This is a genomic window from Arsenophonus apicola (genome assembly GCF_020268605.1).
Lineage (GTDB): Bacteria > Pseudomonadota > Gammaproteobacteria > Enterobacterales > Enterobacteriaceae > Arsenophonus > Arsenophonus apicola.
The window spans coordinates 617,086-628,344 of record NZ_CP084222.1 but is presented as its reverse complement, the minus strand read 5'-3'; the positions used below and the strand labels follow the sequence as shown (position 1 = coordinate 628,344).

The following is an 11,259-nucleotide window of genomic DNA, read 5'->3' as shown; positions in this document are numbered from 1 at the left end:
TAGCATATCACTAGTTAATAATATTATTTATTGTCACTATCTTTAATCTAACCATAGTAAAATATCTTTATTATTTTGCTGAATTTTTATTAGTAAAAAATATTGGTATATAAAATAAAAAAACATTAATTAAATATTGAAAAACCTTTGATCAAAAGAAGAAAAGTATTGCTAATCAGTAAATTTAAATAACTTGTAATAAGATAATAGTGAAGTCGTTAATAATAGAGGAAGTTATTATTCTATTATTAAAGTAATTTATTGAAAATTTATAACTCTATTTAATGTCAAAATTATATGCTCTTCTATAATTATTTTTCAATTTTTATTTTGGGACGACAAATAAATAGAGGATAAATTTAATGCAAGATAAATTAGACAGCCATGACACGACTAATGAGATAATTAATGGCACTGATGGTAATAATATATTACAAGGGACTAGAAGAAATGATGAAATATACGGTCATGGAGGGAATGATAAAATATTTGGTTATGCGGGTAATGATAACTTAGCCGGAGGTGCTGGCAATGATATTATTTCAGGTGGGAATGGTGATGATCACTTGGAAGGTAATTCAGGCGATGATCTCCTACAAGGTGATGCTGGCAATGATAATCTCGAAGGGGGAGAAGGAAATGATCATTTAACTGGAGGTGAAGGTGATGATCGAATATTTGGCAATTAGGGAAATGATAACATACATGGTGATAAGGGAGATGACACCATAGAAGGTGGTGAGGGAAATGATAATATAAAAGGCGGTGAGGGAAATTATAATATAAAAGGCGGTGAGGGATATGACAAAATAGAAGGCGGTGAGGGAAATGATATTATCACAGGTGATGCAGGACGCGATTATATCGATGGGGGTTTAGGAAATGATAATTTGGCTGGTGGTGAGGACAATGACATATTAATCGGCGGTGATGGCAATGACATTATAACCGGCGACAATGGCAATGACATCATAACCGGCGACAATGGCAATGATGTTATTATAGGCGGTTCTGGCGCCGATCAATTAACTGGTGGTGCTGGCAGTGATACTTATGTTTATATAACAGTAAATGACTCTTCAGTAGCAGCACCGGATAAAATAAATGATTTTGAAACGGGTATAGATAAAATAAATCTTAATTCTCTTAAACAATTTAATAATGAAGAAGTTGAAATTAAAAAAGTAGTTAATTTTACTAGAAAAATAAATGAATTATTGCTTGATTATAATGAAAATACTAACGTGACCAATCTAAAGTTGGATCACGATGGTAATGGGCAAGCAGAATTTAACATTGAAATTATAGGTAAAGTCGATTTCGAGCAGGATATTATTACTTCAGAACTGTAAAAAGTAAAATCGATTAATACGATATGATCATACAACGACTCGAAATAACCGGGTCGTTTGTCAAAATAATCTGATAATAGAGAGACTAAAGCTAAAAAGATGGCACTGAATGTCGTCAGTTAGCTTACAACGCCACTTCTGTTTGGGGCAGTTGAGAAATGTGGCTAACGTACAGACAGTTTATATGATCTATTCCGGTGTCATAACTTTCACCAGCAATGTCAGTCGACAGAACGGTCACCTCACTTTCAGATCAGAATTAAAGATGGCTAAAATTTTACCAATTTCATCTTCGGGCTACTTTCATTCTTTTTACCAAGCTTATCCTTAAGAGATAAAAGGTATTGAAGCTTTTTTAAATTGCTAACATAACTTAATAACCTTAATAAAATATATTAAATAAGATTAAACTAACTATATAAAGTAAAAAAATAATTAATAAGAAAAAATTTCGTTAGAAAAGGCAAATTTTCATAATTTAAATATAATTGATTATTTAAATTAAATAACGGCTCTATAATGACAATTATAAATTCAACATTTTCATCAACGGCCTGGTTATCATCTACTTCAGATCTTTCATATCATAATAAACGAGCAGTTGAAAATATATTAACTGAAGAACCGCGCTCAAATGACAAAGAAACGCTAAATAAGCAAATAAAAGAGAACGAAAAGCTACCATTAAATGCTTTACCGCATGGAGAATTCACTATTTCAACTGAAAACAGTGTCGATGTAACTAGCCAGCAATTTGCTTATAATTTAGAATTACTATTACGCACTTCAAATCATCCAATAAATATTACTTTACCCGTTTCAGAGGTTCCTCTTTTAAATTCAGTTGTCTATAAAGAGCAAAATCGTCTGTTATGTTCTCTGTTAAGTGAACAAGGTTATACAATAAATCAGCAAGATGATGGCATGTTATCATATCACTTAGTCAATCATATCAGCGATTATCTTTCACGCAATGAAAATGCGCAAGATGAGATAGCAACCGTCGCAAAGCTACTATTAAGGCCATTAGGTGAATATGGTGCTAATCCAGATGAAAAAATTTCTTCTGCCCGCCAACAAGCAGTCATTGCCAATTGGTTACAATTTGCTGTATTAGGTATGTCATTTGAAGCATGGATATTAAAACAAATCAGTGATATCCCATTCCAAGAACAAAAATCATTAGGTGAAAATGGTGCTGATCCAGAGGAAAAAAATTTTTCTACACAGCAGCAAGCAACTGCCAATTGGTCACAAACTACTAGATTAGATATATTATCTGAAGCATGGAAATTAAAACAAATCAGTGGGATCCCATCACAAGAACAAAAACCATTCAGTGAAAATGGTGTTAATCCAGATGAAAAAATTTCTTCCGTCCGGCAGCGATCAATTATTACCGATTGGTTACAATATGCTTTATTAAGTATGTCATCTGATGCATCGTTATTAAAAAAAAGTAGTGATATCCAATCACAGGAACATTCTCTCCTACGCCATGCTAATCTGCGACGGCGGTTATTCGATCAACTCAACAGTCAGAATGAGTCTAGTAAATTGTCGCCGGAAACCTGTACTTATTATCAAAAACATGTTTTGAGTAGAGTTTTGCCTATATTTGATCTGCAGTTTAAGGATCAGAATGAACAGTTAAGACTGGATAATATGATACTAGATCAACCGCAGTGGGGTTACTTGCATGCGGGTGCCCTACTACTTAAAGAAAGTGGAGCTGAACTTAACCGAATGCGTTTGGATGATATTATTGATACAGGAGTTCTACTGGAAACACTTATCGTCGATGAGAAAATAACCGCTGAATATATTCATTATTTTAAATTACCCGCTCTCATCCATCATCAATTAGAAACCGGTTATAAGACAGATAGCACAGAAATAAATCAACAAGCTATGCCATCTATTTATCAGAACTATTTTAATGAATTACGTCAAGCCAGCCAAAATAATCCACTGCTCCAATTTATTAACTTATTACAAAATTGGCAAAGCCGGTCAGAGCTTGCCCGCCAACAATTAAAAGCGCATGATATCGAGGGGAGTTGGTTAAATGAATATTTATATCACAATAGAGAGGTTGCTTTTATCAATCGACGGAGACAAGAGTCATTATTACCTAATATAAATAAAATTTTTGCTGATCAAAACCAACAAATTGCTAAATTTAGCGAACAGACAGAAAAGATCTTACTGCCCATTACTTTTAATTCAATTAGACAAACTGAACAAATCTTTATTGAACAGGCTGACATTGAACTGGTGAAGGCCGAATTTAATGCTATTGGTAGTCATCGCAGTTATTCTATGGGAAAAGCAAGGCGGGGAATGGCTGCGGGCGGATTAGTAACCCTAGTACCTGAATCGATTGATCTGCTAAGGTGTACGCTTAATGGCGAAAAACGGATATACGCATTAACCCTGGATCAGGATATAGGGCATTATAAGTTGTATCGTGTTGATGAGGATAAACGGTCAATTCTTGGCCTCTTTGGCCATGATGGTAAAGCCTATGGTGATGATTATAAATTAAAAATGCATCCTATTTTGTCCATAAAAACAAAAAATGATAAACCCAATATACTGTTCGATATATTGGCTAAGCGGCATGGTGAACTATTATACGAAAAACTGCAAAAGGAAGGTTATCAGGCAACAACTCGGCAAAAAGTAGACGCTTTTTTCTTAAGTCTTATTCCACTTTATACCTGTATTACTGAAGCACAAAAAGGCAATGTAGGGAAAGCGATTGAAAGCGGTTTATTAGATATCGTAAGTTTTTTACCCTTTATCGGCAAAAGTGCTCAAGTTGGTAGCCGATTTAGTGTTGCGGCGGGGGAAGCTGCTATTAATGGACTACTAATTGCCTTAAGACAAGCGACGATTGCTCAGGCTTTAAGAGAAGGAGGAAAACAGCTTATCAAATTTGGGGTACCTCATTTAATGAAAAGTGTACCGCCAAAAACTTATGTTGGTCTGGGGGTAGAATTCATCCGTTCGGCTGATCCTGGATTTGAGTTGTTGACATCAGGCGGAATAAAAGGTCTTAATAGCCTAAGAAATGCTGCTATAAAGATAAAACAGGAAATTAACGGCTTAACTCCGTTGGTAAAAGCGCTTGAGAAGCAAATAAAGGGTTATCAGATACACCCGTTAGGACGTTTAATACTGAACGCGCTTTTCGCCCTAATCTGGCTAAAGAAGTTCAGGTAGTTAACATTGGCCAGGAACGTGGAAAAGATATTTGGGTACAAGTACATCCTATAACCGGCGCGCTTTTTGGTCGAAAATATCTACGAGATGCTGCTGGTAACCTAGAGTTGGCACCTATTTCATTACGAGAGCATCTTTACCATTTAAAAACGCAAGGTATGGGTGGAAAAGGTGCTAGTAAAGCCGCCAGAAATTTATCTTCTCAATCTGATACCATTTCAACTCAATTAGAGAAAATATCGCTTAGGCAAGTGGAAAAATTATTAGTAAATCGACAAGCTAATACGATTATCAATTTATCCAGAAGAGACTTGAGTGACATGCAGCTTTCTCACTGCTTTAATCAAAACATAGACAGCACTTTCGTCAATCTCAATGGCGCTAATCTCACTAAGTCTAAATTGATTAAGGCTATTCTAATTAACATTAAGCTAAATGGCGCTAATTTGACCGAAGCAGATCTGACAAATGCTAATTTATTCGCCGCTGATCTATCAGAAGCAGATCTGACAAATACTAATTTATTTGCCGCTGATCTGACAGAAGTTAATCTGAATAATGCTAAGTTGTTTGCCGCTGATCTGGCAGAAGCTAATTTGACAAATGCTAAGTTGTTTGCCGCTGATTTGACACAAGTTAACCTGACAAAGGCTAAGTTATGTGCAGCTGTCCTGCCAGAAGCTAACCTAACAAAGGCTAACTTATTAAGCGCTAATCTGATAGATGCCAATTTAACAAAGACTAACTTATTTGCTGCTAATCTAACCAAAAGCAACCTCATTAATGCTGATTTATCAGCAGCTAATTTAAGTAACAGCAAATTGATTGATGCTGACTTAAGTGGAGCTAAGCTTTATGATGCCAAAATACTTTATGCTAATATGCATGGAGCTAAGCTGGCAGGTGCTGACCTGACTAAAGCGCATTTAACCCATGCTAATTTAGTCAATAGCAATTTCAGTAATGCTAACTTATCAGCAGCCGATCTGACAGGGGCTCAGCTATCAAATGCTAACTTTTTAAAAGCTAACCTGACAGAAGTAAACTTGACAAATGCTAACTGCTTAGACACTAATCTGGCAGGTGCTAATTTAACAAAAGCTAACGGCTTACAAGCTAATCTGATAAAAGCCAATTTAACAAAGACTAACTTATTCGCCGCTAATCTAACTAAAAGCAATCTCACTAATGCTGACTTATCAGCAGCTAATTTAAGTAACAGCAAATTGACTGATGCTAACTTAAGTGGGGCTAAGCTTTATGATGCCAAAATACTTTATGACAATATGCACGGAGCTAATCTGTCAGGTGCCGACCTGACAAAAGCGCATTTAGCCCATGCTAATGTAGTCAATGCCAATTTCAGTAATGCTAACTTATCAGCAGCTGATCTGACAGAGGCTGAACTATCAAATACTAACTTTTTAAAAGCTAATCTGATAGAAGTAAACCTGACAAAAGCTAACGGCTTAGAGGCTGATCTGACAAGGGCTGATTTAACCGGCGCTAATCTTACCAATAGCAACTTCACTAATACTAGGTTAGAGGACGCTAATCTAACAGTTGCCAATCTGACAAAAATTAATTTAAGTGAAGCTGAATTCATCGATACCAACTTGGCAAATGCTAATTTGCAATTAGCTAATCTAACCGATAGCTACTTGATAAATGTCAACCTGGCAAATACTAACTTAGCAGGAGTTGATTTTAGTGGCGCTTTTTTGCGTAGAATTAATTTTAGGGGGGCTAATCTAGGTGATGCTAATCTGGAGGGGGTCGATATTATATCTGTTGATTTTTCTGGTGCGCTCTTAAACAATACACTTTCACTAAATCCATTTATTGAATGGAGTGACGCTAACTTGGATTTGATACTTAATCATTTTGCTCATGAAGAAGGTAGTTTTTTAACTAGTATTAATAGCATAGATGATAGATATCGTGAATTAAAAACTAAATTGGCGCTGCAACTTATTCATTCCCTTGACCGTACTGACATTAATCTTGCACAGGCCAGGCTACCACTGATAGAAGTGTTAGGGCAGCCCCCTTTTATAAAAAATCGAGAAATTAGCAATTTTATTAATAAACTGATAGAGAATTATTTAACAGACTCTTCCTTAGAACTACTCAATAACTTGGAGTCTCATCCTAAACTCATTAAGCCTTTTTTCAATTATTTCGACCAACATCCACATTTACTAGCCTCAGCACACGCTAATAGCGCTTTTATGCAAACCATATTAGCGGCCAGAATGCCAGGCATAAATGTGATAGAGATTTCGGCTGTGAATAAACTGTATGAAAAATATTTAAAACTACCTGAAATTGAGCAACAACTGCAATACCGTCAAATTAAAGACATTTTTGGTGATTATGAAGGCAATGCAGACTGGGCAGACAAATATGCAACAAATTATCTGTTATTGTCACCAACAAAACCAGGCAGAGTATTAGTAGTTTCTGAAAGTATTTTTACTCGTATGTTACATCTTGATTGGGACACAAAATGGGATAACATTGTTCTTTTTCAGGATGGCAACTGTTTGAGTCCGGCTGAATACAATCTGAGCCAATGTTATAAACAAGACTTTCCTCTTTTCGCCACACCGTTTATTAATTGTGAAAATCAGATAACGTTTAATCGATTAATAGAGAGCTTCGATTTAAATCACCAATATAAACAATATTTTCTTGAGGCGATAAAATCCAATTCCTATAGTACAAAACTCATAGCTGACACTCATCAACAGGCATTAATTAAAATTTTCTCTCCTCTACTTGATTTTCAACAGGGCTATAGCTTAAAAAAACAAAATTATGACCAGATTATCAATTTATACAATTTAACATCAAGTACAGATAGAGAAAAAGCTGAGCATCTATTGGCGTTATCTACCGTTTTTAATCGTTATTCATCCAGTACTATTTTTGGCACCGAGTCAGATTCTCCACAAATGCTCAGATATTATGCTTACGCCTTAATGGAAAAAGCTCACAATCTAGATCATACACTGATTGGTCAAGATAAATTCAATGATTGGAAAGATAGATTATTAGGTACAGGCAATGCTTTTACTTGTACGGCACTTTTGTCGGACATGATGATTGCACATGCCAAAGAACACTGTAATGGAACTTTAAAAAAGATCCAACCATCGGCATGGCGGTAAGGATTTTGCAATATTAATTAGTTTGCTCAATAAAATGGCACTGTCGTAATTTAACACAGTGCTAATAAAAGATGCTAATATTTTTTTATTGAAGTACTGATTACAAATATCTAATTGGAGTCATTATTAGCTAATAATATTAGCTACTATATTTATTATTAATATCTTTAATGTAGCCATAAGAAAATATATTCACTCTTTTGATTTAATTCTATTAATGATGAATGTTTTTTTATATTAATAAATAATTGAAAATAAAAATTAGATATACTATTAAATTAAGATAGTTATTAATAATAACTAAATTTAACCATCTGATAAGACTATTATAATAAAGTCATTAATAATAGTGTAAGTTATAATTTTAGGGTTAAAATAATTAATTGAAAATTTTATGATTTTATTTAAGGTTAAAATAATATGCTCTTCTATAATTATTTTTCATTTTTTATATTTTGTGGTGATAAATAGAGGCGAAATTTAATGCAAAATAAATCAGAGATTAAAAATACCACTTATAATATCATCAATGGTACAGATAATAGTGATATATTAACAGGTACTGCAAAAAATGATCAAATATATGGTAATGCAGGAAGTGATCAAATATTAGGTTATGGCGGTAATGATCGTATTCTAGGTGGAGCAGGAAATGATGTTATTTCAGGAGGTGATGGGGATGATTATCTAGATAGTAACTCAGGCGATGATGTGGTAGTTGGGGGTGCTGGTGCTGATAAGATAATCGGTGGTTCAGGAGCTGATAATTTATCCGGTGATGACGGGAATGATGATTTATCTGGAGGAGATGGGAGTGATAATATAGCAGGTGGTGCAGGAGATGATAATATCGACGGTGGTGACGGAAGTGATAACCTTGCCGGTGGTGACGGTGATGATACTCTTTTGGGCGGTGATGGTAATGATCGCCTTTCCGGTGATGATGGAGATGATAATCTTGCCGGAGGTAACGGGAATGACTCTATAAAAGGTGGTAACGGTAATGATAATTTATCTGGTGGAGCTGGCAATGATATTCTATCTGGTGGCGATGACGATGATTTTATCATGGGTGGTTTCGGTGCTGATGAATTATTAGGTGGTAGCGGAAATGATATTTTTCTTTATCAATCAATCGTTGACTCTTTGCCACAATCAGCGGATAAAATAACTGATTTTGAGAGCGGTAAAGATAAAATAGATATGTCTATTTTTAGAAGAATTAGTGATGAAGTTATTGAGTTTAAAAAAGTAGATAGTTTTACGCATCATAAGAATGAGCTGTTGTTTGCTTATAATAAAGAAGCTAATTTGACCAATCTAATGTTAGATCATGATGGTGATGGACAAATGGATTTTAAAATTGAAATTACCGGCGAAGTCAAATTTGCCGAAGATATTTTGATTTAAATGTTGTAAAAAATAAAATCTATTAATATTAAATTGATGATAGAAACGACTCGAAACAGCTGGGTCGTTTACCTAATTAAGTTGCTAATAACAAAGTTAGACTAGGATAAATGATGTAAGCGAGATTATGCAATATTCTACTGCTATTTATTATTTCGTTAAATTTGACCATAATAACCGTACCTTCATTGCTCTTTAGGTTGCTTATATTAATATGACATAACTAAAGTAGATTATTTTATAGAAGATAGATGTTTTTTAATAAAAAATCGTCTCTTATCATACGTTAATTTATTTTTGAGTATTGTTATTTTTGCAACTACCTAAATTATAAAAATATATTTTTAACATATATAAAATTGTGAAATATATAATTGGTTATTTTTTGTAAATTTCACATAATAATATATACTAAAGTTTTATATTATTAATTATGTGAAAGTCATGGAAAATATAAATGAAAATATCAAATGATGGTTCTAATGGAAAATATATTTATGTTGATAATAAATTGAGTGATGAAAAGACATTATATGATAAAATTGAAAATAATGAAAAAAGTGTTAATGTTAATGATGAACAAGTGACGGTAATTAATTTAGAAAAAAATATAGCTAATACTGATAATTTTTATTATTTAATTAATAAGAGTATTTATAAAGAAAGGGAAGTAAGAGATGTATTTCCAGAAGAAGTAAATGAACCAAATTTTCAAACAGATGCTTTAATTAATTTAATCAAACGGGCTAAAGATAATATTACTAATTTAATTAGCATAAAAGATACTAATGAATATTTAAGATTAAAAGAACAAATATATTGCCTCCAGTTAAAAATAACAAATGAAAAACAATTAGCTTCAGTGCTTAAAGATGAAAATGAACTTTATCTTATGATTAAAGAAGATATTCGCATTCATGAAAGAACTATTAAACTTTATCGTGATATTTTATTTCTAGCTGAAAAATCGACAATTATAAATCATATATATCAATTAGGGTTTAACATTAATTTAGGGCCTATTTCTAAAGTAATTGATAAAATGGAAAAAATAGAGAATGCTATTTCCACATTTTATAAGTTAAATCTAAGTGCCGCTAAAGAGGATTTTTATGGACAAAAAGAAAAATTAATTAAAGATTTAGATGATTTTACTAAATCAATAAATATAGGACGTGAACGACTTAATGATCATTTTGTTAAAATTTTACAAATTGATATTGATAGTAAATTATCTGCGATAGCTCCTACGCCTATCGGTTTTAGTTTACATAACATCTTTCAGCAAAAGATCAATTATGAACTTCAGCATACAGATAGTAATGATGAAAAAGCAGTCTTACAATCGATTTATAAAATAGATCAATTAACTAAACTATTTAATATAAAATATCATTTTGATCATATTAACCCAACCCAGGATATTATTAAAACTTATGCATTACAGAAAATATATGCCATCTATGATACTGATAAACATGCCTTTGGTGAATTATCAATAGAAGATATTATTAATACAGAAATAATATATAGTTATACTGCTCCTAATAACAATACTTAGTATTCTACTTTCACTATTTTTGATTATTTGACTCAACATATAAATGAGATGAGTTCTCCGCTAATAAAACGAGAGAATGTTAATATAAGATTTCCAGTAGAATTTAGTTCTGAATTAATCAATTATTTAAACGAAGAAGCCATTAATTTAAAAAAACAAATTGATTTCATCAACAATATTAATTCATTAAAAGAAGAAAAAGATAAACTACAAGAAAAAATGCCCAACCTGGAAAAATATTTAGAAATATATTTAGCCAAAATAAGTAAAGAGCATAATGTTAATCCTACTAGCTTAGATGATCTGGTTGAATTTCGCTATAAAGCTTCTTCATTTAATCCCGAATTGAATGCTGCTATCAATAACATTCATCCGCCTGTTGAAAAACTATATACTATACGTGATATTTTGCTAGGTAGAGAGCGAAAATGGTTATCTGAAAATACCAATTATAAATTAGATGAAGTATTAGGTGCTTTATATCCCACTCAATATACAAAAAAATTATCAGTGAAATAAATTCTGCTGATATTCA

General features: G+C 32.8%; 7 protein-coding genes and 1 pseudogene. All 8 read left to right on the top strand.

From position 1 onward, the window contains the following. Nucleotides 1-362 precede the first annotated feature (362 nt). The 8 genes and pseudogenes from LDL57_RS02745 (at nt 363) to LDL57_RS02715 (ending at nt 11,243) form a co-directional block, all read left to right on the top strand. A complete protein-coding gene (locus LDL57_RS02745) occupies nt 363-689 on the top strand; it encodes a calcium-binding protein (RefSeq protein WP_180560538.1) in 327 nt (108 codons plus the stop codon). A 12-nt stretch (nt 690-701) separates the two neighbouring features. Then, nucleotides 702-827, top strand: a pseudogene (locus LDL57_RS18065) (hypothetical protein); the annotation flags it as partial. A 63-nt stretch (nt 828-890) separates the two neighbouring features. Continuing rightward, nucleotides 891-1,352, top strand: a complete 462-nt coding sequence (locus LDL57_RS02740) for a M10 family metallopeptidase C-terminal domain-containing protein (RefSeq protein ID WP_180560537.1) — start codon at nt 891-893, stop codon at nt 1,350-1,352. Nucleotides 1,353-1,871: 519 nt separating this feature from the next. Next, complete coding sequence (locus tag LDL57_RS02735) at nt 1,872-4,580, top strand: hypothetical protein (RefSeq protein WP_225506996.1); 2,709 nt, start codon at nt 1,872-1,874, stop codon at nt 4,578-4,580. A 107-nt stretch (nt 4,581-4,687) separates the two neighbouring features. Further along, nucleotides 4,688-7,753, top strand: a complete 3,066-nt coding sequence (locus LDL57_RS02730) for a pentapeptide repeat-containing protein (RefSeq protein ID WP_225506994.1) — start codon at nt 4,688-4,690, stop codon at nt 7,751-7,753. A gap of 483 nt (nt 7,754-8,236) precedes the next feature. Next, complete coding sequence (locus LDL57_RS02725; protein WP_225506991.1) at nt 8,237-9,163, top strand: calcium-binding protein; 927 nt, start codon at nt 8,237-8,239, stop codon at nt 9,161-9,163. 457 nt (nt 9,164-9,620) lie between these two features. After that, entirely contained in the window at nt 9,621-10,724 is a 1,104-nt protein-coding gene (locus LDL57_RS02720) for a hypothetical protein (protein ID WP_225506989.1), read from the top strand. Nucleotides 10,725-10,772: 48 nt separating this feature from the next. Continuing rightward, entirely contained in the window at nt 10,773-11,243 is a 471-nt protein-coding gene (locus tag LDL57_RS02715; protein WP_180560530.1) for a hypothetical protein, read from the top strand. Nucleotides 11,244-11,259: the final 16 nt, after the last annotated feature.

Bases quoted from the DNA above. Each gene is read 5' to 3' on its own strand.
- LDL57_RS02745 (WP_180560538.1), top strand. From the start codon at position 363: ATGCAAGATAAATTAGACAGCCATGACACGACTAATGAGATAATTAAT.
- LDL57_RS02735 (WP_225506996.1), top strand. From the start codon at position 1,872: ATGACAATTATAAATTCAACATTTTCATCAACGGCCTGGTTATCATCT.
- LDL57_RS02725 (WP_225506991.1), top strand. From the start codon at position 8,237: ATGCAAAATAAATCAGAGATTAAAAATACCACTTATAATATCATCAAT.
- LDL57_RS02720 (WP_225506989.1), top strand. From the start codon at position 9,621: ATGAAAATATCAAATGATGGTTCTAATGGAAAATATATTTATGTTGAT.
- LDL57_RS02715 (WP_180560530.1), top strand. From the start codon at position 10,773: ATGAGTTCTCCGCTAATAAAACGAGAGAATGTTAATATAAGATTTCCA.